This is a genomic window from Lactobacillus sp. ESL0701 (assembly GCF_029433445.1).
Classification (GTDB): domain Bacteria; phylum Bacillota; class Bacilli; order Lactobacillales; family Lactobacillaceae; genus Lactobacillus.
In genome coordinates this window covers 179823-204888 of record NZ_JAQTIC010000002.1, presented here as the reverse complement: position 1 = coordinate 204888, position 25066 = coordinate 179823, and the positions used below count along the sequence as shown (strand labels likewise).

Below are 25066 nucleotides of genomic sequence, written 5' to 3'. Positions count from 1 at the left end.
GCAAAAACCCCTCTCCAAAGTGGAAAGGGGCATGCAAATGTAGAAATTAAAGTAACTTGTTGTAGTATTCAACAACGAGGGCTTCGTTAATTTCTGGTTCCATTTCATCACGTTCTGGAAGACGTACAAGAGTACCTTCCATCTTGTTGTCATCAAATGAAACAAATGATGGACGAGTTACGACTGCTTCAAGAGCATCCTTAACTTGTTGTAAGTTCTTTGACTTTTCCTTCAAGCCAATAGTTTGACCAACTTGAACTTCGTATGAAGGAATATCAACACGTTTACCATCAACAGTGATGTGACCGTGGTTAACTAATTGTCTAGCTTGTTGTCTAGTAGTAGCTAAACCTAAACGGAAAACAACGCTGTCCAAACGACGCTCTAATAAGATCATGAAGTTAGTACCGTGTTCGCCTTCACGAATTTTACCAGCTTGAATGAACAAAGTTCTAAATTGACGTTCGTTTAAACCGTACATCCAACGTAACTTTTGCTTTTCGTGCAATTGTTCGCCGTATTCTGATAAACGACCACGTGAGTTAGGACCGTGTTGACCAGGAGCATAGTTACGACGACTAATTTCCTTGCCAGTACCTGAAAGTGAGATACCTAATCTTCTTGAGCGTTTCCAACTTGGACCTGTATATCTTGACATAAAATCCTCCAATAAAATCTGATAACAGTTTCTGGAGTAAAATATTACACATAAGTTCAACATTCGTGCATCTTAATTTTCATTTTCGCCTGTTGCAGCGTCGGTTACTCGTTCACTAAAACGTATTAAGATGTTGACGTTCTTGTCACTTATAGCTGCAAATATTTTACACGAAGTTAATTATATCGGTGTTAACTTGCTAAAGCAAGGAAAAAGAAGCTTTTCACTGCTTTCATGCTTAAAAAGATCAATTTTTTAATTAAATTGGGCACATCTTTAAAACCGAAGCCCACAGCAAGAATAAATTTGTTATAATAAAGGGTAGTTTTGGAGGAGAAAATATGTCACCAACCCAATCTATAATAGTAGTAATTGCAGTTTTACTTATCCTAATTGTTGTTGCCCTTATGCTCTACATTAACCGTCGTCAGCTGCGGGAGATTTTGGAGCTAGACGACTTAATTACCAAAATCGAAAAAATGCATTTGCAACAAGATATTGACCGGTTAAATAAAATGGATCTTGCAGGTGAAAGCCTGACTACCTTAACAACTTGGCGCAAGAGTTATCAGGAAGCAACAAGTAAGAAAATTCCGCAGGTACAAAAATTACTGGAACAAGCTGCCGATGAAAATGTTCACTACCGGTTATTGAAGTCACACCAAAACATTAAACAGGCACAAGCAATTATGAAGCAAACCTTTGATGATGCTAAGAATACAAGGGATGTTTTCACGGAATTACTTGAATCCAATCGGGAAAATCAGGTACAGTATGAAGCCTTAATTAAGATTTATCACCAGTTGCGCAAGAATGTGTTAGCTGATTCGTTTGATTATGGTACTGCATTAGATCAGATTGAAAATAATTTGTCGAGTTTGGAAAATGACTTTACTGAGGCCAAGAACTTATCGTCGCAGGGTGATCAAGTTGAAGCCAAACGGGTTTTATCAAAAATCAAGGCAACTTTGGCAACACTCCAAGAGGAACTGCCTGAGCTCAAGGAAAGTCGTCATGAATTAGATTCAGTCTTTCAAGATCAATTAGGGGAATTATCAGATTCCTATAAAAAGATGATGGCTAACAAGTATTACATTACTGAAATTGATGTTTTAGACAAAATCAAAGAAATTCGGGATCAAGTTGCTGAAGCTGGGCAATTCTTAACTGAGTTGAAATTGCCGGAATTATCTAAGTATATTAAGGAAATCAAACAAGAAATTGCCAGTTTATATGATGTTTTAGCCAAAGAATATAAGGCGCGACCATTTGTTGAAGAAAACCAAGATAAAATTCAACGCTTATTATCGCGTGAACAGGTGGAATCCAAGAATTTAGTTGCTAAGTTGCGTCATATTGATGAGAGTTACGAATTGACACACGGCGAACTAGCAAAGAGTCGCCAGCTTGAACAGGAAGTAAATGACATGAACCAGCAATATACAGTTGATACGCAGAATGTTGCTGATGGTAAGGGTGTTTATTCTGAAATCAAAGACTCTTGGCTGGCAACTCTAGAACGCTTACGAGAAATTGGCGAGCAGCAAAAGCAAATGGCAGAAGATGTTGATGGTCTGTATGATTCTGAAAATGTAGCTAATGACTCAATCAATCGCTTTAAGCAAGAAGTTTCTTTGGTATATCGACGTTTAGAACGCAAAAAATTGCCGGGCAATCCTGATACCTTCGTGCAAATGTACACTCTAGTAATTAATGAAATTGCGCATGTTGCCAAGGAATTAAGTGAAGTGCGAATTAATATGGAAAAGATTTCTAACGAATTGATTCAAATTTCTGATGATGTTGAGCGTTTGAAACGTGAAGCTGATGATATTATTAATTCTGCTGATTTGGTTGAGTTGACATTGCAATATTCCAATAAGTATTCGGATAATGATACAATTAAACGGGCTCAAAAGAAGTCGATGCAGCTTTATAGTCAAGACTATAATTATAAGGAAGCTTTAGATACAATTGCAACGGCGATTGAGAAGGCAGAACCTGGGTCATACCAGCGATTAGAGAATTTATATTATTCCGATAAAAAGGTCGAATAAATCTTTAAAACAGTTTTAGGAAGTTCCTAGAGCTGTTTTTACTTTAAAATTAATATTAATTGAAGCAAAACTATATTTAAGTTACAATTTATAAGTTGAAGAAGTGCCTCAGTAGGCTTTTTTGAGGGGAGCAAGGTTTGTGATTTATTTTGACAATAGTGCGACAACTAAGATTGATCCGGCAGTGTTAGCTACTTACGATCAAGTTGCGCAAAATATTTGGGGGAATCCGTCTAGTTTGCATAAGATGGGCGATCGTGCTTATCAATTACTGACAAGCTCGCGCAAACAAATTGCAAGCCTGTTGGGTACTAAACAGAATGAAATTTTCTTTACTTCTGGTGGAACCGAATCTAATAATACAGCAATCAAGGGAACGGCAATTCAGAAGCGCGAATTTGGAAAACACATTATTACTTCAAGTGTTGAACATGCTTCGGTTGCTAATGCTTTTAATGCTTTGGAAAACTTAGGTTATCGCGTGACCCGGCTTCCGGTTGATAAGGAAGGTCGCGTGAATGTCAATGATTTGCGGAACGCTCTTGATACGGATACAACTTTGGTTTCGATTATGGGTGTTAACAATGAAATTGGCACGATCCAACCGATTGAAGCCATCAGTGATTTATTAACGAATTACCCGACAATTCAATTTCACGTTGATAATGTCCAGGCTCTGGGCAAGAACATTTGGTCAAGAGTATTTACACCACGGGTTGACTTGTCCAGTTTATCAGCACATAAGTTCCATGCACCACGCGGCATTGGCATTTTGTATAAAAAAGAAGGCAAGATGCTATCACCGCTGCACGATGGCGGCGGACAAGAAAAAGGCTTGCGTTCTGGTACTGAAAATTTGCCGGCAATTGCGGCGATGGCTAAAGCAGTACGGCTATTATTAACCGATGAAGCAGATAAGGCTAATCGTGAAGCAGCAATTAAGCGTAAGATTGTTGATTATTTACAGGATAAACCGGGAATTAAAATTTTCTCGCCGGTTAGTGATGACTTCACGCCGCACATTTTGTGTTTTGCCTTAGAAGGTATTCGCGGGGAAACACTGGTACATACTTTAGAAGAACATGACATTTACACGTCAACCACTTCTGCTTGTGCCTCGACTAAGACCGATGAGGCAAGTACGTTAGTTTCAATGCATGTTGACGATAAGATTGCGACTAGTGCAATTCGGTTAAGCTTTGATGAAAGCAACACCATAGAAGAAGCCGATGAGTTTATCGCTGTCTTTGATAAGATTTATCAACATTTTGCTAAAATTAATCACTTGGGAGAATAATTAATGGAATATACGGAAATTATGGTTCGCTACGGCGAACTATCGACAAAAGGAAAGAATAGGAAGGATTTTATTGGTAAGCTTGCCGGTAACGTGACCAAGGTGCTGCGCAAGTTCCCGCAAGTTGAAATCCATCCGCGTCATGACCGGATGCACATTGTTTTGAATGGTGCACCATTTACTGAAATCGATCAGCGGTTAAAAAAGGTCTTCGGCATTCAGACTTACTCACCAACAATTAAGGTGGAAAAAACGCTGGAGGCGATTGAAGAAACATCTTTAGCCTTGATGAAAGAAACTTTTAAGAAGGGCATGACCTTTAAAGTTAATACCAAGCGTAGTGACCACCATTTTGCTTATGATACTAATGAGTTAAATGCCTTGGTTGGTGATTATTTATTTGAAAACATGTCAGACCTAAAGGTGGAAATGAAGCATCCTGACCTAGTATTGCGAATTGAAGTTCGTCAAGATGCAATTTATATTTCTAACCAATTACTGCATGGTGCTGGCGGGATGCCTGTTGGTACCGGCGGTCGTGCTGTAATGATGCTTTCGGGTGGGATTGATTCGCCGGTTGCATCATACCTAGCTTTAAAGCGTGGGGTTGATATTGAAATGGTTCACTTCTTTAGCCCGCCTTACACTACCGAAAAGGCTTTGAACAAGGCAAAGGAATTAACTGGTATCTTGGCAAATTATGCTGGTCGGATTAATTTTATCGCCGTGCCATTTGCGGAAATTCAAGAAACAATTAAAGAAAAAGTACCGGAAGGTTATTTAATGACGGTTCAACGTCGGTTTATGTTGCGGCTTGCTGATGAAATTCGGGCTAAAAGAAACGAATTGGCAATTTTTAATGGCGAATCAGTTGGTCAAGTTGCTTCTCAGACTTTGGAATCAATGATGGCAATTAACGACGTGACGACAACTCCTGTTGTGCGACCAGTAGCGACAATGGATAAGACCGAAATTATTCGCTTAGCTGAAGACATTGGTACCTTTGATTTGTCTATCAAACCATTCGAAGATTGCTGTACTATTTTCGCGCCGCCGCGACCAAAAACTAAGCCAAAAGTTGACAAGGCTCGTGAATATGAAGCTCGTCTTGACGTTGATGGCTTAATTGAACGGGCTCTTGCCGGTATCGAAGTTACGGCAATTTATCCTGATGACAAGTTTTTGGCTGATAAAGCTGAAGAAGATGCTGCATTACTGTAAAAAAGTGCTATAATAACTAGCAAAGCAATAACCAAGAGGTATTAACTTTACAAACAGAGAAAGGCTAAAATGGTGCAAGGCCGAAAGTTAATTGGTAGCTTGGTTTTAACTGATTGACTGAACTAATAGTAAGTTAATCCGGCAAATTTCGCCGTTATCACGATGTAAGAGAAGCAGTAATTGCTTAACTTAGGTGGTACCGCGGTTAGTAAATCGTCCTAGACATAGAATCTAGGACGATTTTTTATTATCGGAAAGAAGGAAATTATATGACAGATTTGGCGCCAAAATATGATCATCAAGCAGTTGAAGATGGTCGTTACCAAACTTGGCTAGATGAGGATTTATTTAAACCATCAGGTGACAAAAAGGCTCATCCATATTCAATTGTTATTCCCCCACCAAACGTAACTGGTAAATTGCACTTAGGTCATGCTTGGGATACAGCAATTCAAGATACGCTGATTCGTTTTAAGCGGATGCAAGGCTATGACACATTGTACTTGCCAGGAATGGATCATGCGGGGATTGCCACGCAAGCTAAAGTTGAAGCTAAATTACGCAAGCAAGGCAAAGATCGTCACCAAATGGGGCGTGAAGCTTTTGTCAAGCAGGTTTGGGACTGGAAAGATGAATATGCTAATATTATCAAGGGTCAATGGGCCAAAATGGGTCTGTCACTTGATTATTCGCGTGAGCGTTTTACTTTAGATGAAGGATTGTCCAAAGCTGTTCGGCGGGTATTCGTTCAATTATATAACGAGGGCTTAATTTATCGCGGTCAATACATTATTAATTGGGATCCTGCTCTGCAGACGGCCTTAAGTGATATTGAAGTTATTCACCAAGACGACAAGGGTGCCTTTTATCACATTAAATATCCGTTTGCGGATGGTTCAGGCTTCGTTGAAATCGCAACGACACGGCCAGAAACAATGTTTGGTGATACGGCCGTTGCGGTTGCTCCTGGGGACGAACGCTATAAGGATTTAGTTGGCAAAGAATTGATTTTGCCGCTTGTTGGTCGCCATATTCCAATTATTGAAGACCAACACGTTGACCCAGACTTTGGTACCGGTTTGGTAAAGATTACACCAGCTCATGACCCGAATGACTTCGCCACAGGTAACCGTCACAACTTAAAACGGATTAACGTGATGAATGATGACGGTACAATGAACGAGGAGTGTGGCAAGTATGCTGGCATGGATCGCTTTGACTGCCGTGAGCAATTAGTTGCTGATTTAAAGGAACAAGGCTACTTGATTAAGGTTAAGCCAATTGTCCACTCAGTTGGTCACTCAGAGCGTTCAGGTGTTCAAGTTGAGCCACGTCTATCGACACAATGGTTTGTTAAGATGAAGCCATTAGCTGATAAGGTATTAGCTAACCAAAAGACTGGCGATAAGGTTAATTTTGTTCCTGAACGGTTTGAGCAAACACTTGAACACTGGATGGAAAATGTTCATGACTGGGTAATTTCACGGCAACTATGGTGGGGTCACCGAATTCCAGCTTGGTACAACAAGAAGACCGGCGAAATGTATGTTGGTGAAGAAGCACCTAAGGATATTGAAAACTGGGATCAAGATCCAGATGTTTTGGATACTTGGTTCTCAAGTGCTTTATGGCCATTTTCAACGATGGGTTGGCCTGATGAAGATTCAGAAGATTTTAAACGCTACTTCCCAACTAATGCTTTAGTTACCGGTTATGACATTATCTTCTTCTGGGTATCACGGATGATTTTCCAAAGTTTGCACTTTACCAATGAGCGTCCGTTTAAGGATGTTGTTTTGCATGGCTTAATTCGTGATGAGCAAGGTCGCAAGATGAGTAAGTCATTGGGCAACGGGGTTGACCCGATGGATGTTGTGAACGAATATGGTGCCGATGCATTGCGTTGGTTCTTATTAAATGGGACTGCTCCTGGTCAAGATACTCGTTATAATCCAAAGAAGTTAGCTGCAGCTTGGAACTTCATTAACAAGATTTGGAATGCATCACGATTTGTAATCATGAACCTGCCAGAAGATGCTCAACCGGCTCATATGCCTGATACCAGCAAGTTTGACTTAGCTGATAGCTGGATTTTTGACCGGTTGAACCATACGGTGGGTGAAGTTATTCGTTTATTTGATGAATATAAATTTGGTGAAGCCGGTCGGGAACTGTATAACTTTATTTGGAATGATTTCTGTGATTGGTACATTGAAATTTCTAAGGTTGTTTTAAATGGTGATAATGCTGAATTAAAGGCAAGAAAGCAGGATAATTTAATCTGGATTCTTGATCAAATTTTGCGGTTAATTCACCCAATCATGCCGTTTGTAACTGAAAAATTATGGTTATCAATGCCGCACGCTGGTAAGTCAATCATGGTTGCCAAATATCCTGAAACTCACAGTGAATTTGTTAATTCTCAAGCTACCCGTGATATGTCGTTCTTAATTGAAGTTATCAAGGCAGTCCGGAATATTCGTATGGAAGTTAATGCGCCAATGTCATCACCAATTGATATCATGATTCAACTTGATGATGCCGCAAATGAACGGATTTTGACAGATAACGAAGATTACGTTAAGAACTTCTTGCATCCGAAGAAGTTAGAGATTGCAACAGAAATGGCTGCGCCAAAATTAGCTAAGACAGCCGTTATCTCTGGTGCCCAGATTTTTGTGCCATTATCTGAATTGGTTAACGTTGATGACGAAATTAAGCGAATGGCAAAGGAAGAACAAGACCTTGAAGCAGAAGTTGCACGTTCAACTAAGAAGCTAGCTAACCAAGGCTTTGTTGCTCATGCTCCAGCAGCTGTTATTGATAAGGAAAAGGCTAAGAAGGCTGATTATGAAAGTCAATTAGCTAGTGTCCGTCAACGGATTCAGGATTTGAAAGAGAGTAAATAATGTGATTTTTACCAAAGCGCAAGATGTGATATCTTATTTATATTCGTTACCTAAGTTTCATGCCAAAGGGGATTTAACTTTCATTAGAAGAGTCTTGGCAGAACTAGATAACCCGCAAGATAAAGTTAAGATGCTGCACGTCACGGGCACTAATGGTAAAGGTTCTACTTCGTATTATTTAAGTAATTTATTGCAAAAGGCCGGTCAAAGGACTGGTCTTTTTGTCTCACCATATATTTTTGCTTTTGGTGAACGAATTCAATTAGATGGTCAGAATCTTAGTGATGACGATTTGGTAGCGACTAGCAATTTGATTGAAGAAGTTTTGCAAAAAATTAGGCAGACAGACCCTGACTTTGGGTTAGTTACCTTTGAATACGAAGCAGTGATGGCTTTTACTTATTTTGCTCAAAAAAAATGTGACTATGCCGTAATTGAAGTGGGAATTGGCGGTACCCACGATTCAACCAATGTTATTAAGCCGGAAGTTAGCGTTATTACAACTGTTGGGCTTGATCATGAACAGGTTATTGGTCCGACAATTCAAGATATTGCCCGTGAAAAAAGTGGGATAATCAAAGATCAGCGACCAGTTGTTATCGGAAATGTGCCGTCAGAAGTTGTACCCATTATTGAGAATAAGGCTAAGGAAGAACAAGCGCCGCTATTTGAGTTAAGGCAAGATTTTACAGTAAATAATACTTGGCGGATAAATTATCAGGACCCAGAGCGAAAATTAACCTTTGCCATTAGACCCAAGGTTGAAGGCTACGACATTGCTGTTGCCGTTCGCGCCTTTAGCACGCTTAATTTACCGCTGAGTAATTTACAAATAGAAGCAGCGATTAATCAAACAATAATTCCGGGTCGCTATCAAATTTTGCAGGAACAGCCCCTAATCATTTTGGATGGGGCACATAATATGCAGGCAATGAAAAACTTACTTGATTTTGTTCACCAGCAGCAGACAAGGCGACAAGGTAAGGTGCGGGTATTGATTACAATGATGAAAGACAAGGATTTAGTAGAAGTTTTTTCTTTATTTAAAGAATCAGATCAGGTGGAATTGACAACAATTGCATACCCGCGGGCTGCTAAAAAGGCGGACTTTCCAACTTCAGTGCAGGCAAGATACCCCTATCATTCAGATTGGCAATCTTGCTTTACGCAATTAAAGCAAGATAGTCAGCCAAATGATATACTGCTAGTAACAGGATCCTTTTATCTTGTCGGCGAAGTTTTGCAATTGGAGGCCACAAATGCACGTTCAAGGTATTGATGAAGAAATTAAGGGAATCTTATTTGATATGGATGGGTTGCTGGTTAATTCTGAAAATTTATACTGGCAGGCTAATATTCAGGCGTCAAAAGAAGATCATTTGGATACACCCGATGATACTTATTTAAAATTGGTCGGCTCGACTACGAAAGAGATGCGGGCATTTTATCAGCGTTATTTCAAAACCGAAGAAGAACGTGTACGTTTCATTGAAAGAACTAATGAATTAGTGGAGCAATGGATTGCAGCAGGTAAGCTCAAGCTGCAGCCGGGAGTTCAGCGGGCACTTGATACGTTTTATGAGCTTAACTTATCGCTGGCAGTTGTTTCTAGTAATTATGAAAAAGATATTGAACAGGAAATGTGGGCAACGGGGATTCGCAATTATTTCCAGTTTCACTTGAATTATGATGATGTCCAAAAGCATCACCTGAAGGCCAAGCCTGCACCGGATATCTACTTATGGGCCGCGCAAAAAATAAATATTCCTAAACAAAATTTGCTGGCCTTTGAGGATTCATCAACTGGGGTTGCCGCAGCTAGTAATGCTGGACTAAAATGTGTCATGATTCCAGACTTACTCCCGCCAACTAAAGAAGATCAAGCAAACGCAACGTTAATTTGTCATGATTTTAATGAATTTCTAGAAAAAGTTAAGTGATTTTGGTGTACGTAAATAGTGAAGGGAGTGATTTGAATGGAAATTATCAAGTCCAATCACTATTTAGTAAAGACCGATATTGAGTTACTAGGAAACTTATTTAATCAGCTGCGGGCAAGTGGTTTAACTGACCTAACAAAACTGGAAGCCAAATTAGTTCAGCTGCATCTAAGCAGTTTTAATGATTTGGTCAAATACTTTTCAGGTTCTGAGTGCAATCCGCAATTGGCAGTTGTTGGCGAGGAATTAATTGATCGCTTGCGCAATACGGTTCCAGATCGTGAAGCTGTTCTGACTTCAAGCAATGAGGTGGGAACATACTTAGCTGATAAACTTGCTGGTCATAAACAGGAAGAATTATGGGCAATTTATATCGATAACAGTAACCATATTATCGCTGAGAAGTGTCTGTTTAAGGGAACAATTGACAAGTCGGTGGCTCATCCGCGGGAAATTTTTCGGTGGGGGTTAATCTATGCCTGTGCCGGGATGTTTGTCGTTCACAATCATCCTAGTGGTAATTTGATACCGTCACAAAGTGATCTTAAATTAACGCGGATGCTTGATGAGTCAGCAGCCATGTTGCAAATTGATTTTTTAGATCATTTTATTGTTGGAAAAAGCAAATTTTTGAGTATGCGTGAGCACGAATTGTTTTAAATTCGTCTAAAACTTGCTGCGGAATTCTTTTTTAAACAGTGCTTTGTGCTATAATTATTCAAGATTTAAAGACTGCAATAATTAAGGAGAGATTTTCGTGTTTGGATTTGGAGCAAAAAATATTGGTATCGATTTAGGTACGGCCAATACACTTGTTTATATGGAAGGTAAGGGAATTGTCCTTAGAGAGCCTTCTGTTGTGGCAAAGGACACCCGTGCTGATAAAGTAATCGCAGTTGGTTCTGAAGCCAGAGAAATGATTGGTAGAACACCTGCTACGATCGTTGCAATTCGTCCGATGAAAGACGGTGTAATTGCCGATTACGATACAACTGCATCAATGCTAAAGTACTTTATTGATAAGACTGTTGGTAATTCAAAGCCATCAGCAATGATCTGTGTACCATCAGGAGTTACAGAAGTAGAAAAGCGGGCAGTAATTGATGCTGCACGTGTTGCGGGTGCTCGTGAAGCATACGTTATTGAAGAACCGTTTGCTGCAGCAATCGGCGCCGGTCTTCCAGTAATGGATCCGACTGGCTCAATGGTTGTTGATATCGGTGGTGGGACAACTGATGTTGCTACAATTTCACTTGGTGGGATTGTTTCATCAACTTCGATTCGCCAAGCTGGCGATAAGTTCAATTCAGCAATTGTAAATTACGTTCACTCCAACTTTAACTTATTAATTGGGGAAAGAACTGCTGAAGACATTAAGATTCAAATTGGTTCAGCTTCAGTTGAAAAAGCAAAGGAAATTGAGTCAGTTAATATTCGTGGACGTGATTTAGTAACTGGTTTGCCGAAGTCAGTTGATGTTATGGCAGTTGATGTTGCTAAGGCAATTCAAGACGTCGTTCAAGATATTATTATTGCGATTAAAGAAACTTTGGAACAAACTTCTCCTGAAATTGCAGCCGATGTAATTGATCATGGTATTGTGTTAACTGGTGGTGGTGCCTTACTTAAGAACCTTCCAGATGTTATTTCTGAGGCTACTAAAGTGCCAGTATTTATTGCCCAAGATCCACTTGATTGTGTGGCAATTGGTACTGGTGAATCACTTAAAAATATTGAATTAATGCGTAGAAGTCGCAAATAATACTGAAGCCGGCTGTTTTTGCCGGCTTTTCTTTTAGGATTGATCCCATATGAAAAAATTTCTACAGAATAAAAAATTATTAACGGTATGTGTTGTTATTATTGCCATTTTTTCTGTGTTGGGTATCAGTGTTCATTTACGCAATAAACGCAATACGCCGCTAATCATTCAGAGCTTAGGTAATGATGTTGTCGCAGTCGGCACTAGAGTGGTTGATTTTCCAATCAGTCTGGTTTCTGGAGGGTTAAGCAACGTTAATGAACTGCTGAATACACAGAATGAAAATAATTATTTAAAGAGTAAGGTAACTGATTTAGAGCAGACTAAAGCACGTAATGAAACTTTAGAGGCTGAAAATAAGCAATTGAAGTCAGCTTTAAAGATTAAGGGCACATTGACTGATTACGACTTAATCAATGCTTCAGTTATTTCACGCTCGCCTGATAGTTGGACAGACTTATTGGTAATCAATAAGGGCACAACTTCTGGATTACGTAAAAATATGGCCGTAATGAGCGGCGACGGCGTAATTGGCAGAATAGTCGAAGTTAGCGCAGCTTCTTCAAAAGTTGAATTAATTACAACTAGTGATAAGGCTGCTAATCGTTTTGCGGTTGAAGCTACTGCTACTAATGGCAAAAAGGTTCACGGTATTATTACTGTAGTTGGCAGTAATTCTTTGGCCTTCACGCAGGCACTTGATAGCAATAAGTTAAAGCAGGGAACCAAAATTTACACCAGCGGCATGGGCGGTAATTCTCCTAAAGGTCTTTTAGTTGGTTCGATTGCTCGGACAACTCATGATTCCTTTGGCTTATCAGATTTGATTAAAATTACGCCAGCAGGTGAACTAAATGATCCTTCTGTCGTAACGGTCATCAGGAGAAAGGTGGAAGACTAATGCGGTCTTGGCGTAAGTTTATTTTGGCTTTTGCCTTGTATGTAGCTTTGGTACTTGATGGCAGTTTAGCACTTTTTTTGCATCAATTTATGACTTACGGTGATGCAGCTTGTTTAATTATGCCAATTGGTATGATGTTAATTGCCCTATTTGATGATTTAAATGGTAAGGAAATTTGGTTGGCTTTAGGAGCCGGCATTGTTGCTGATGTTTATTTCTTTGGCATTGTTGGTGTATACACAGTTATTCTACCAGTGGTAACCTGGCTGCTTCAGAAGTCGGCAAGATTTCTTCCGGAAGTCTTTTGGGCAAGATTACTTGCGGTTTTAGTTGGGGTTATGATTGTTTGCGTATATAACTGGATAATTTTGAGTGTGGTTGGCATAATTGCTGTCCCACTTAAAACAATGCTTTTTAGTTTATTGCCTACGCTAGCTTGGTCCTTTATTTTTGTGATTTTATCATATTCAATTTGGGGGCGGTTAGCACGCAATCATCCATTTATGATTAATCTAGATAATTATCAACACTAAAAAAGCGTGAGAATTTTCTCACGCTTTTGTTTTTAACCGAATGTACCATTGTTAACTAATACGATTGCCACTTGAGCAATGATTGCTGCTAAAGTGATGAATGCCATCAGCCATGCCATTATAATAGTTAACTTTTGAAATCCTGATTTTTTCTTCTTTCTCCGTGCCATTGGTTGACCTCCTTGTTTGAACAATATTTTATTCTTATTAGGAGTTTTTTTCAATTACGTAGTAAGATAAAATAAGTAATGGAGGAATTATCATGCTTTTTGTCTTTTTATTGCCGCTTGCTGGCTTGGCTTTAGCATTTGTGTTGAACAGATTTTTTCCTAAGGCACAATTTCGCGGTTATGATGTCTTGCCATTCTTTTTGATTTTGGCATGTTATTTAATCACAAAGGTAGAGAAACGTCCTAGTTTTTTACCGTACGGTTTTTTTACTTTCTTTATCTTGGTAATTATTGTTGCCGTTAGTGAGGCAATCAAAAATAAAAATATTTCACTTGGAAAAACTCTATATCAAATTTGGAATTATTTAACGGTTTGCAGTATTTTTTGGTATATTGGCTTGTTGGTAATGATGATTTAATTCCCACTAATTTTATCAATCAATTTTTGCAGAAAAAGGCTAAAATTCAATGAATTTTGGTCTTTTTTTGCTTAAAAATAATTTAATAATTAAATAACGGACTTTTTTGGGGAAATTGTGGTAGAAAGTGGTGAAGTGTGGTAAATTATTCATTGGAAGGGGGCTAGACCATGTTCATGGGTGAATATCATCACAATCTTGACAGCAAAGGACGGCTAATTATACCAGCTCGTTTGCGCGAACAGATTGGTGATCAAATGGTGTTCACTCGCGGAATGGAAGGCTGTATTTTCGGCTATACCACCGAGGCATGGCAGAAAATGGAAGCCAAGTTAGCGCAACTTCCGTTGACTAAGAGAAATGCGCGTAGTTTTACGCGTTTGTTTTACTCTGGTGCAATGGAATGCGAATTCGACAAGCAGGGGCGTGTTAATCTGACCACAACATTGAAGAAACACGCAAACTTGACGAAAGAATGTGTCATCGTTGGCGTTTCCGACCGAATTGAAATTTGGTCAAAGGAGCGCTGGGAGAACTTTAGTGATGAAGCGAACGAAAATTATGATGATATTGCAGAAGATTTGGACGATATTGAACTATAAATTATGGAATTCAAACACACCAGTGTACTCTTACACGAAACAATAGATAATTTAAAACCAAAAAACGATGGTCTTTATGTAGATGCAACTTTTGGCGGTGGTGGGCACGCGAGTTACTTACTGAGCAAGCTTGAACGAGGAACATTGATTGGTTTTGATCAGGATGAATATGCAATAAAATCGGCTAAGTTAAACTTTACTGATTTATTGCAGGCTAACAGCAATCCTAGGTTAGAGTTAGTTCACGACAATTTCAGTCATTTGCAAAAGAATCTGGTTGAGCTGGGTTATACAGATGGCATTGACGGAATCTACTATGATTTAGGTGTTTCTTCACCCCAGTTTGATCAGGCAGGACGCGGCTTTTCATACCGTTTTGATGCTCGATTAGATATGCGGATGGATCAAAGCCAGACCCTTGATGCGTACCAATTAGTGAATAATTCAAGTCAAAAGGACTTGGCAGCTATCTTATATAAATATGGCGATGAAAAATTTTCACGTCAAATTGCCCGTAAAATCGTTGAAAGAAGACAAGTTAAGCCAGTTGAAACAACATTTGAATTGGTAGATTTGATTAAGGAAGCAATTCCTGCATATGCAAGACGAACGGGAGGACATCCAGCTAAAAAGACTTTTCAGGCATTACGTGTGGCTGTTAATCATGAACTTGATGTTCTTAGAGAATCACTTGAAGAAGCCATTAAACTTCTAAAGCCTAATGGTAGAATCAGTGTAATTACCTTTCAGTCTGACGAAGACAAAATCGTTAAAAATATCTTTAAAAAATATTCTGAGGTTGAGGTACCACGTGGAATGCCAATGATACCAGACAGTATGAAGCCAACGCTTCGTTTGGTTAATCGCAAGCCGATTGTTGCCTCGGATAAAGAGTTAGATGACAATAACCGCTCACACAGTGCAAAATTGCGAGTTGCGGAAAAATTGTAAAGAGGAAAAAAGATGGCTGATAATTTAGCGAGAAAAATAGAGTTTAATCCTAATAAGCAAACGGAAACAGAAACTCAGCAGCGGTTGGTGCTTGATCATCGCCGTGTTACTTGGTCTGCTTTTGAAAAATCTCTGCTTGTATTAGGAACCCTAATAACTTTAGGTTTGATGACTCTGTTAGTTTCTTCTAGTATTTCTGCTACTTCAGCTCAACATGAACTCACCAACGTGCAACAGTCTGTTGCCAAGAAACAAAGTCAAGTTAGTGATTTACATCAAGAAATAGGTGAGTTAACTTCAAGTGCACGGATGAATAAAATCGCGCGCAGTAAAGGGTTAACTCTGATTGAGAAGAATATTAGGACTATTCACTAATGAAAAAACGCATTAGTAATTTAAGATTACAAAAATCCAAAGCCCACAGCTACCGTTTCACAGTAGGGAGATTTCTCCAAGTAGCTGTTGCTTTGGTTTTTCTTGTATTTACAGGTAGATTTTTATATATTGGTATCTCGCAGAAGGTTAGCGGTGAGAATTTAAGCCAGCGCACAGAGCAATTATATAAGCGTAATGAGGTATTAAAAGCTAATCGCGGAACGATTTATGATCGTAATGGCTTGGCTGTCGCTCAAGACTCGCATTTATATACTGTGTATGCGATTTTGGATAAGACTTCGATTAATTATCACAATAAGCCTGAATATGTGGTTAATAAAGAAGAAACTGCCGAAAAATTATCTAAGGTTTTACCACTTTCGGCAGATACAATTTTGCATTATTTAAATCCTGCTCATACAGCTTTTCAAGTACAATTTGGTGCTGCCGGCAGCGGCTTAACTAAAGAAGATAAAAATAAAATTGAGCAGATGAAGCTGCCGGGAATTAAATTCTTTGAGACGCCGGCGCGACTGTATCCTAATGGCAATTTTGCTTCACATATTGTTGGGATTGCAACGCCAAAATACAATAAGAAAACAAACTCAGAAAACTTGATAGGCACAATGGGTCTGGAAGCTTGGTATGATAACCTTTTGACAGGTAAAGACGGGTATCGGGTTTCATCAGTTGATGCGTCTAACTACCAAACGCCGAATAGTACACAAGATTATCAGGCACCCAAAAATGGTGATAATCTTTACTTAACAATTGATTCACAGCTGCAGGATTACTTGGAAGATCGGTTAACTTATGTGCAGAAAACGTATAATCCTGTTTCAATGACAGCAGTTGTTGAAGATATGAAAACTGGTAAGGTACTTGCCGCGTCACAACGACCAACGTTTAATCCGCAAACTAAAAAAGGAATGTCTAAGTCATATCGCGATATTTTAGTTCAAGATACATATGAGCCTGGATCAGTCTTCAAAGTATTGACGCTATCGGCTGCAGTTAATAGTGGTAGTTATCACCCGAATCAGTATTATAATTCTGGATCAGTCACTGTTAGTGGCTCGACAATTCATGACTGGCAGACTTCTGGTTGGGGCAGTATTCCATTTTCACAGGCCTTTCCACGTTCGAGTAACACGGGGTTTGTTCATATTGAGCAGCAAATGGGCGCCAAGACTTGGCGTAAATATTTGCGCAAGTTCCATATTGGGCAAAAGACGGGGGTTACTTTACCAGGTGAACAAGTGGGGCTATTGGCCTTCAAGTCACCAATTGATCAAGCAGTTACTAGTTTCGGTCAAGGAGTTAACGTTAATGTAATGCAGATGATGCAGGCATTTAGTAGTTTGGCGAATAATGGTCAAATGGTAAAGCCGCAATTTGTTGAAAAAGTAACGGATCCTGATGGTAAAACAATTACTGGTTACCAAATTAAAAATGTGGGTCAGCCAGTATACTCTGCTGAAACAGCCCAAACTGTTTTGGCTAATATGCGGCGAGTGCTTAATAAACGAATTGGTACTGGTTATGCATACAAGATGGATAATGCAAGTATTGCTGTCAAAACGGGAACGGCTCAAATTGCTAATCCCAAAGGTGGTGGCTACTTAAAAGGCGATAGCAATTATACTTTTTCAGTGGTTGGTGTCACCCCAGCCAAACATCCGCGTTACTGCATTTATATCACCTTAAAGCAGCCACGGCGGATGATTAGACCAGCGGAAACTATTTTGTCATCAATTTTTAAGCCAATGATGCGGCAAATCATCTTAATGGCGAAAAATGACCAAGATAATTCAACCGTAGTTAAGGTGCCTGATTTAAAAGGTCTTACTTATTCGGCTGCTGAGCAGGAAGTACAACGAGTAGGCTTGCGAATTGTTAAAATTGGCACAGGTGATAAAATTACTGCTCAATCATATGCTAAGGGGCAAAAAGAACAGTCTGGTAAAAGAATGTTTGTTTTGACTTCTGGCAAGGTTATCTGCCCTGATATGAAAGGCTGGACACTGGATGATTTGCGGCAATTTGCAGAATTAACTGGAGTTAAGCTGAAAGTTTCGGGTAGTGGTACTGTCGTGAAGCAGAGCATTGCCCCAAAGACCAAGCTCAAGTCAAAAACCAAAATTGTAATTAATTTAAAGGAGTAAACACAATATGCTCATTACTAGCATCATTGCATTAGTTAGTTCATTAGTTTTAACGGCAATCTTTTTGCCGTGGATGATTATTTTTATGCGGTCACACCACGAGGGTCAAGAAATTCGTGATGAAGGACCAAAATGGCACCAGAAAAAATCTGGTACCCCAACAATGGGTGGTGTTATTTTTGTCTTAGCAGCAGCCATTTCTTCAATTTGGGTTGCTGCTTGGCAGCATGGCATTAATAAAACCATTTGGATTTTAGTTATTAGCCTTTTAGGCTATGGCATTATCGGCTTTTTGGATGACGGCATTAAGCTCTTTTATAAGCGTAATCTAGGTTTACGGGCATGGCAAAAATTATTGTTACAGATTTTGATTGCCGTAGTCATTGTTTGGATTGCTGCAACAGACAACTTTAAATTTAATTTGTTTATTCCATTCTTTGGTGTTATCACAAGTGTGATTTTGTTTACGCTGTTTGTCATTTTTTGGTTAGTTGGTTTCTCCAATGCGGTCAATCTTTCGGATGGACTTGATGGTCTAGCAACAGGATTGTCGATTGTAGCTTATGGAACTTATGCTTATCTTGCCTTTAAGCAGAAGAACTTTGCCATTCTAATTTTTTGTATGAGTGTAATTGGTGGCTTAATTTCATTCTTTATTTTTAATCATAAACCCGCTAAAATTTTCATGGGTGATGCTGGTTCACTTGCTTTGGGCGGTGGACTTGCAGCCGTCAGTGTCTTTTTAAATAGACCATGGTCACTGCTTTTAGTCGGTATTGTGTTTGTTTGTGAAACTGCCAGCGTTATTTTGCAGGTGATTTCATTCCAAACAACGGGAAAACGAATTTTTAAGATGACACCTGTCCACCATCATTTTGAAATGCTGGGTTGGTCAGAATGGAAGGTTGATATTGTTTTCTGGCTAGTAGGACTGATCGGTAGTATTTTGTATTTAGTAATCTGGGGTTAAGATAGTAAAAATGAAACAGATTGACATGTATAAGAATAAAAACATTTTGGTTTTGGGTCTTGGAAAGAGCGGCTTTGCAGTAAGTACGTTATTGCTTAAACTTGGTGCAAAGCTGACTTTGAATGATAAGACAGATTTAAAACAAAATGAACATGCGCAGGAATTGGTAAAGATGGGGGTTCGGGTAATTAGCGGCCATCATCCAACCGAGCTATTTGACCAAGAGCACTTTGATTATTTGGTTAAAAATCCGGGTATACCATACGAAAATCCGATGGTAGAAAAAGCAGCCGAATTAAAAGTGCCAATTATTACAGAGCCCGAAATTGCATTAAGTGTCAGTGAAGCACCGTATGTCTGTGTTACGGGATCAAATGGTAAAACGACAACAGTAATGCTCACGCAGCAAATTTTGGATCATTATTTAGCTAAAAGTGGTCACCATGCCTATGCCGTAGGTAATATTGGCGTGCCAATTTCTGAAGTAGTTACTAAGGCAACCAAAGATGATATTCTCGTAGTTGAGATGTCCAGCTTTCAATTATTGGGCGTAACTGACATTGATCCGCGCGTAGCAGCAATTGTTGACATTTACCATAATGTTCACTTGGATTATCATAAAACTTTTGCCAATTATGTTAATGCTAAATTGAATGTTACACGAACTCAGTCTGCTGCTAATTACTTCATTGCTAATTTGGATCAACCAGAGATTTTTACCCAAGAAAAAGCAATGACTAAGGCCCAGATCCAAACCTTTTCGGAGACTGACCAAACTGCCGATTATTTTATTGGTGATGGTTATTTACAAAGCCAGTCAGATAAGATTATTAAGACAAGTGAAATGAAACTACCTGGAATCCACAATCAGCAGAATGCTCTAGTTGCAATTGCAATCAGCAAGCTGATGGGCGCAGATGATGCAGATATTCGGGCAGTCTTAACAACTTTCACTGGTGCAAAACACCGGCTGCAATATGTGATGACTTTGGATAACCGCAAAATTTACAATGATTCTAAGTCAACTAATATTGAAGCTGCAACGGTGGCAATTCCCTCATTTACAGAACCAGAGGTTCTAATTGCTGGCGGACTTGATCGTGGTTTTACCTTTGATTCATTAGTGCCGCTGTTTAAAAAGCATGTTAAAGCAATCGTGCTTTACGGCGAAACACGTTATTTGCTGGCTGATGCAGCTCGCAAAGCTGGTATTAAGCAAATTGTAATTGAAAACACCTTGCAAGAAGCGGTTCCTAAGGCATACGAACTGACTGCTGCTGGTGATGTTTTACTGTTTTCGCCTGCATGTGCTTCTTGGGATCAATTTAGAACCTTTGAAGATCGCGGCGATTACTTTATCAAGTTTGTTAAGGATTTAAAGACAAAATAAAATGAGAGTTATTTTTACTGGTGGCGGTACAGGCGGTCACATTTACCCAATTATGGCAATTATTGAGCAGTTGAAGGAACGTCAGCTTGCGACAAATGATGAAATTTTATTTGTCGGTACTAAGCGCGGACTAGAGTCGAAAATTGTTCCGGCAGCTGGAGTTAATTTTAAAACGATTGAAATTCAAGGTTTCAATCGTAAACATTTATTAAAAAATTTCAGTACTATTAATATGTTTCTTAAGGCAACTAAACGTGCCAAAAAAATTCTGCAGGAATTTAAACCAGATGTTGTTTTAGGAACAGGCGGCTATGTCAGCGGCGCGATTGTTTATGAAGCTGCTAAAATGGGAATTCCGACAATGATTCACGAATCAAATTCGGTTGTTGGGGTGGCCAACAAGTTCTTGGGTCACTATGTTGATAAGATTTGTTACAGCTTTGATGATGCTGCTACACAATTTTCAGAAAAGAAAAAACTAGTTAAAACTGGTAATCCGCGTTCACAGCAAGTTTTAGGCTTAAATGAGCAGCATGTTAACTTGGAAGCCGAATGGAATTTTAATCCTAAAATTCCGACTGTCCTTGTTTTTGGCGGCTCACGTGGTGCCTTGGCAATTAATCGGGTAATGCTGCAATCATTATTGAAACTGAAAGACAAACCATATCAAATTGTTTGGGCAACAGGAACTTTGTATTTTGATAAAGTTCAAGAAAAATTGCAGGGAATTGATTATGGTAATAATATTAAAGTCTTACCTTATATTAAGGACATGCCTGCAGTCTTACCAGAAATGACTTGTGTAATTTCACGCTCTGGTGCTACAAGTATTGCGGAATTTACTGCATTGGGTGTTCCCGCAATTTTAATTCCTAGTCCTAATGTTACGCATAATCATCAAATGAAAAATGCAACTGATTTGGAAAAAGCAGGTGCGGCATTAGTAATTGCGGAAGATGATTTAAATACTAATAGTTTTGTTTCATCGATTGATCATATTTTGCTTGATACAAAATATGCAAATGAAATGAGTAAGTCATCAAAGAAGTTGGGTGTTCCTGATGCTTCTGATCAGGTAATTAAGGTTATGCAGTCGATTGCCCAGTAATTGATAAAGGTGGTGAGGCAGATGCCAAAGAAACGGATAACCAAGATTGATCCTAAAGAAAAGTTATCGCATTATTTAGATTATCAAGCTGACCAACATAAACATCAGCAGCATAAAAATAAGGTTTCTGCCTCACTTAATCACTTGCATAGTGAACGGAAATCGGCGCTGATTAGGCGGTTAGGTTTGATTGTTGGGATTGCTTTATTGGCAATAATTGGGCTAGGTTATTATATTTCCCCACTTGCGAATATTAGTAGTGTGCAAGTGACAGGTGGCGATGATTTGCCAGCTAAAGAAGTAGTTGCGACATCGGGAATTAAGCCGAGTGACAAGGTTTGCGACTACTTTTTAAAGCAAGCAGCAGTTAATCACAAACTAACTAATAAATATACAGAAGTAAAAAATGTTTGGTTTACTGTTAAAAATTTCAATCAATTAGTTTTACATATCAATGAATTTAAAACAATTAGTTATATTAAAACAGATAATAGGTACCGTAAAATTCTTTCGCATGGTAAACTAGGTACAAGGCTTTTGTCATGGAATATGGTAGACCATGATAAGCCGATTTTTGTAGGTTATAGTCATAAAGTTTCTTTAAAACAAGATCTTTTATTATTTAATAGTTTACCTAGTGATTTTCAGGAACAAATAAAATTATTAAGTGGTAATACTAGACGTAAATCACAAGTTATTTTCGTGATGAAGGATGGCAATGTGATTACAGGAAATGTTTCTACTCTCAAAGATAAAATAAAGTACTATAATGAAATCAAATCTAAAGTAAAGAAAAATAGTTTAATTGATTTAGAAGTAGGAGTTTTTAGCAGACCGCTTACATCAAGTGAAAAGCGAGCTTATGGCATATCATAAACTTGATTAGAGTTTTTGCTAAAACTTACTAATGCGTATCGATGGGGGGTTAATTTTGGACAATTCAAATTTATTAGTAGGCCTTGATATAGGTACTACAAGTGTGAAAGCAGTAGTCGCTGATTCTGGCAAGGTAATTGGCGCAGTTGCAATTCCTAATAAGGGTATGCGGCACGGTAATATCATTGATATTGATGAGACGGCAAGTGCAATTAGTCGTGCGTTAAAGGAAATTGCCGATAAGACAAATGCACGGATTTATAGCGTGGTTACAGGAATACCTGTCGGACTCTTGCAACTTGAGACAGCCAGTGATCTGATTAATGTTAGTGATAGTGGTCAAGAAGTTGGTAACAGTGATGTTAAGCGTGTATTACAGGCTGCAGTCAAGTCTGCAGTTAAAAATGAACGTGAACCAATTGCTTTTTTGCCAAGCCGATTTTTAATTGATGGTAAAACTGAGGTTGATGATCCACGTAAAATGATTGCCCATTCTCTTGCAGTTCAAGGAATTTTATTGACTGCGCCAGCCAGTCCTTTGCATAATATTAAAAAGGCAATTGAACGTGCGGGCTACCAGAATAATTTCTTTGTGCCAACCCCTCTGGCTATTGCAAGTGTTGCTCTTGATGAAAGTGAACGTACTTTTGGTTCAATTATTCTTGATTTGGGTGGTGGTGTGACTACTGCTACTGTTATTCATGACGGTCAAATTAAGTATGCAAATATTGATTTTGAGGGCGGTAGTGATATCAGCAATGATATTTCAGTTGTCCTAAGCACTTCCAAAAAGGATGCGGAACAAATCAAATTAGACTATGGCTATGCTGATCCAGATTTGGCTTCAACAAAAGACAAGTTTGCTGTTAACAGTGTTGGTACTGATGGTCAGCAAATGGTTGATGAAGCATACTTGAGTAATATCATTAATGCACGATTAATGCAGACCATTGAACGTATCGGCAAGGGCTTAAGTAAGCACGATGCGTTAAAATTACCGGGTGGTATCATTATTACTGGTGGCAACAGTTTACTTCAGGGAATTGATAATATTGTTGCTAATGCTTTAGGAGTAAAAACGCGGATTTATCAACCCGATCAGATTGGAATGCGTAATCCAGTATACTCTGCAGCTTATGGTATCGTTAATTATTCGTATAGAATGTCTGACATTGACTTTTTGGTTATTAGTGCAATTTATGGCAAGAGTTTGCTTGGGCAAACAGATGATGAGCCAACTCACGAGAATATAAAAAAATCAAAAAGACCGGCAGCTGCTAGTGAAACCAAAGTAAAAGAAGAATATAATAGACATGAGATGCTAAAGCGAGATAAACAATCGCAAAGTAAGCAAAAAAATAATAATCAAAATCAAAATAAAGGCATTAAGAATTTTTTGAAAAAGTTCTTTGATTAAAGGTGGTTAATTTAGATGGATTTTACGTTCGATTCAGACGACAATAAAAATGCTGTGATCAAAGTAATTGGTGTCGGTGGTGCTGGTGGTAACGCTGTTAATCGGATGATTGATGATGGTGTTCAAGGCGTTTCTTTTGTTGCGGCCAATACCGATGTGCAAGCACTTAACAGTAATAAAGCAGAAACTAAAATTCAGCTAGGGCCTAAGCTGACCAGAGGACTAGGTGCAGGTTCGCATCCGGAAGTTGGTCAAAAGGCAGCTGAAGAAAGTGAACAAACAATTGAAGATGCACTTAAAGGCGCTGATATGATTTTTATCACTGCTGGAATGGGCGGCGGTACTGGTACTGGTGCTGCGCCAATTGTTGCTAAAATTGCCCGTGAAACTGGTGCGTTAACTGTTGGTGTAGTTACAAGACCGTTCACTTTTGAAGGACCAAAGCGTTCAAAAAACGCGACTGAAGGGATTGCGCAATTAAAGCAATATGTTGATACACTAGTTATTATTGCTAATAACCGTCTGCTTGAGATGGTAGATAAAAAGACACCAATGATGGATGCCTTTAAGGAAGCTGATAATGTCTTGAAACAAGGTGTTCAAGGAATTTCTGACTTGATTACGTCAACAGATTATGTGAACTTGGACTTTGCTGATGTAAAGACGGTTATGGCTAACCAGGGTGCTGCTTTAATGGGCATCGGTCGTGCTAGTGGTGAAAATAGAACGGTTGAAGCTACTAAGTTAGCAATTTCTTCGCCATTACTTGAGGTTTCAATTGATGGTGCTAAGCAAGTGTTATTAAACATTACTGGTGGTCCAGACTTAACCTTGTTTGAAGCTCAAGATGCTTCTGAAATTGTGTCTAAGGCAGCTGGCGATGACGTTAACATTATATTTGGTACGTCAATTAACCCTAACTTAGGCGACGAAGTTGTTGTGACCGTGATTGCGACTGGAATCAGTTCTCAAGCTGAAGAAGAAGCTTCAAAGCAACTTCCGGGTCGCAGTCATCAAGTTAAGGCACAAAAGCCAGCTAACGAGATTAATCATGAAAAGTCCGAACCACAAGACCAGCAAGTAATAAGTCATGAACAAACTGTGGATCAGTCACCCGTTCAATCTGCACCAAAGCACAAGCCAATGGTTGATCCAACTAGTGTTTGGGGTTTGAATAATGACAGCCAGGAAACAAGACGGTCAACACCAAGCATCAATCAACAAGATAATTTTAATTCATTTGATGAAGATGAGCAGAGTAGTATTTCGCAAATCGAAACTAGTGCCCAAGATGATGACGATACTGATGATATTCCGTTTTTTAGGCACCGTGGTGAGAACTAAT

Annotated in this window: 23 protein-coding genes; 21 read left to right on the top strand and 2 right to left on the bottom strand. The window is 39.0% G+C overall.

Features of this window, described 5'->3' with window-relative positions; all coding sequences use genetic code 11:
• Positions 1–46: 46 nt before the first annotated feature.
• Entirely contained in the window at positions 47–658 is a 612-nt protein-coding gene (gene rpsD, locus PT281_RS02400) for a 30S ribosomal protein S4 (RefSeq protein WP_277151714.1), read from the bottom strand.
• Positions 659–999: 341 nt separating this feature from the next.
• Between rpsD and ezrA the strand changes: the two genes are divergently transcribed.
• The 10 genes from ezrA to mreD all read left to right on the top strand — a co-directional run bounded on the left by ezrA (position 1000) and on the right by mreD (position 13278).
• A complete protein-coding gene (gene ezrA, locus PT281_RS02395; protein WP_277151712.1) occupies positions 1000–2715 on the top strand; it encodes a septation ring formation regulator EzrA in 1716 nt (571 codons plus the stop codon).
• Between the two features lie 139 nt (positions 2716–2854).
• On the top strand, positions 2855–4012 hold the full coding sequence (locus PT281_RS02390; RefSeq protein ID WP_277151710.1) for a cysteine desulfurase family protein: 1158 nt from the start codon (positions 2855–2857) through the stop codon (positions 4010–4012).
• A gap of 3 nt (positions 4013–4015) precedes the next feature.
• Positions 4016–5233 (top strand): tRNA uracil 4-sulfurtransferase ThiI, encoded by a 1218-nt coding sequence (thiI, locus tag PT281_RS02385; protein ID WP_277151708.1) that lies wholly within the window; start codon positions 4016–4018, stop codon positions 5231–5233.
• Positions 5234–5502: 269 nt separating this feature from the next.
• Positions 5503–8142 carry a valine--tRNA ligase gene (locus PT281_RS02380; RefSeq protein WP_277151706.1) on the top strand — a complete coding sequence of 880 codons (2640 nt, stop codon included), beginning with the start codon at positions 5503–5505 and terminating at the stop codon, positions 8140–8142.
• Position 8143: 1 nt separating this feature from the next.
• Positions 8144–9421, top strand: coding sequence for a folylpolyglutamate synthase/dihydrofolate synthase family protein (locus PT281_RS02375; protein WP_277151704.1), 1278 nt, complete (start codon positions 8144–8146; stop codon positions 9419–9421).
• Positions 9402–10082: an HAD family phosphatase gene (locus tag PT281_RS02370; protein WP_277151702.1), complete on the top strand. Its 681-nt coding sequence runs from the start codon at positions 9402–9404 to the stop codon at positions 10080–10082. The genes PT281_RS02375 and PT281_RS02370 overlap by 20 nt, the downstream gene beginning before the upstream one ends.
• Positions 10083–10118: 36 nt before the next feature.
• Positions 10119–10742: a JAB domain-containing protein gene (locus PT281_RS02365; RefSeq protein ID WP_277151700.1), complete on the top strand. Its 624-nt coding sequence runs from the start codon at positions 10119–10121 to the stop codon at positions 10740–10742.
• Positions 10743–10839: 97 nt separating this feature from the next.
• Positions 10840–11844 (top strand): rod shape-determining protein, encoded by a 1005-nt coding sequence (locus PT281_RS02360; protein ID WP_277151698.1) that lies wholly within the window; start codon positions 10840–10842, stop codon positions 11842–11844.
• A gap of 49 nt (positions 11845–11893) precedes the next feature.
• Positions 11894–12745, top strand: coding sequence for a rod shape-determining protein MreC (gene mreC / locus PT281_RS02355; RefSeq protein ID WP_277151696.1), 852 nt, complete (start codon positions 11894–11896; stop codon positions 12743–12745).
• Complete coding sequence (mreD, locus tag PT281_RS02350) at positions 12745–13278, top strand: rod shape-determining protein MreD (protein ID WP_277151694.1); 534 nt, start codon at positions 12745–12747, stop codon at positions 13276–13278. Before mreC ends, mreD begins: the two co-directional genes overlap by 1 nt.
• Before the next feature lie 32 nt (positions 13279–13310).
• Here the strand turns inward: mreD and PT281_RS02345 are convergent, their stop codons facing one another.
• Entirely contained in the window at positions 13311–13448 is a 138-nt protein-coding gene (locus PT281_RS02345) for a DUF4044 domain-containing protein (protein ID WP_277151692.1), read from the bottom strand.
• Positions 13449–13540: 92 nt separating this feature from the next.
• Here PT281_RS02345 and PT281_RS02340 point away from each other — a divergent pair, with 92 nt between their 5' ends.
• From PT281_RS02340 to ftsZ, 11 genes are all read left to right on the top strand, one after another.
• Positions 13541–13867, top strand: coding sequence for a DUF3397 family protein (locus tag PT281_RS02340; RefSeq protein ID WP_277151690.1), 327 nt, complete (start codon positions 13541–13543; stop codon positions 13865–13867).
• Between the two features lie 170 nt (positions 13868–14037).
• Positions 14038–14469, top strand: a complete 432-nt coding sequence (mraZ, locus tag PT281_RS02335; RefSeq protein WP_277151687.1) for a division/cell wall cluster transcriptional repressor MraZ — start codon at positions 14038–14040, stop codon at positions 14467–14469.
• Positions 14470–14472: 3 nt separating this feature from the next.
• Positions 14473–15420 carry a 16S rRNA (cytosine(1402)-N(4))-methyltransferase RsmH gene (gene rsmH / locus PT281_RS02330; protein ID WP_277151684.1) on the top strand — a complete coding sequence of 316 codons (948 nt, stop codon included), beginning with the start codon at positions 14473–14475 and terminating at the stop codon, positions 15418–15420.
• Between the two features lie 12 nt (positions 15421–15432).
• Positions 15433–15795 (top strand): cell division protein FtsL, encoded by a 363-nt coding sequence (gene ftsL / locus PT281_RS02325; RefSeq protein ID WP_277151681.1) that lies wholly within the window; start codon positions 15433–15435, stop codon positions 15793–15795.
• The gene (locus tag PT281_RS02320; protein ID WP_277151679.1) at positions 15795–17960 is read left to right on the top strand and encodes a penicillin-binding transpeptidase domain-containing protein; all 2166 of its coding nucleotides are present in this window, start codon (positions 15795–15797) and stop codon (positions 17958–17960) included. The genes ftsL and PT281_RS02320 overlap by 1 nt, the downstream gene beginning before the upstream one ends.
• Before the next feature lie 7 nt (positions 17961–17967).
• Entirely contained in the window at positions 17968–18930 is a 963-nt protein-coding gene (mraY, locus tag PT281_RS02315; RefSeq protein ID WP_277151676.1) for a phospho-N-acetylmuramoyl-pentapeptide-transferase, read from the top strand.
• Between the two features lie 10 nt (positions 18931–18940).
• Complete coding sequence (gene murD, locus PT281_RS02310; RefSeq protein ID WP_277151673.1) at positions 18941–20320, top strand: UDP-N-acetylmuramoyl-L-alanine--D-glutamate ligase; 1380 nt, start codon at positions 18941–18943, stop codon at positions 20318–20320.
• 1 nt (position 20321) lies between these two features.
• Positions 20322–21428, top strand: a complete 1107-nt coding sequence (murG, locus tag PT281_RS02305) for an undecaprenyldiphospho-muramoylpentapeptide beta-N-acetylglucosaminyltransferase (protein ID WP_277151671.1) — start codon at positions 20322–20324, stop codon at positions 21426–21428.
• Positions 21429–21449: 21 nt separating this feature from the next.
• Positions 21450–22304, top strand: coding sequence for a cell division protein FtsQ/DivIB (locus tag PT281_RS02300; protein WP_277151669.1), 855 nt, complete (start codon positions 21450–21452; stop codon positions 22302–22304).
• 55 nt (positions 22305–22359) lie between these two features.
• Positions 22360–23721, top strand: coding sequence for a cell division protein FtsA (gene ftsA / locus PT281_RS02295; RefSeq protein ID WP_277151667.1), 1362 nt, complete (start codon positions 22360–22362; stop codon positions 23719–23721).
• A 15-nt stretch (positions 23722–23736) separates the two neighbouring features.
• Positions 23737–25065, top strand: a complete 1329-nt coding sequence (gene ftsZ / locus PT281_RS02290; protein WP_277151665.1) for a cell division protein FtsZ — start codon at positions 23737–23739, stop codon at positions 25063–25065.
• Position 25066: the final 1 nt, after the last annotated feature.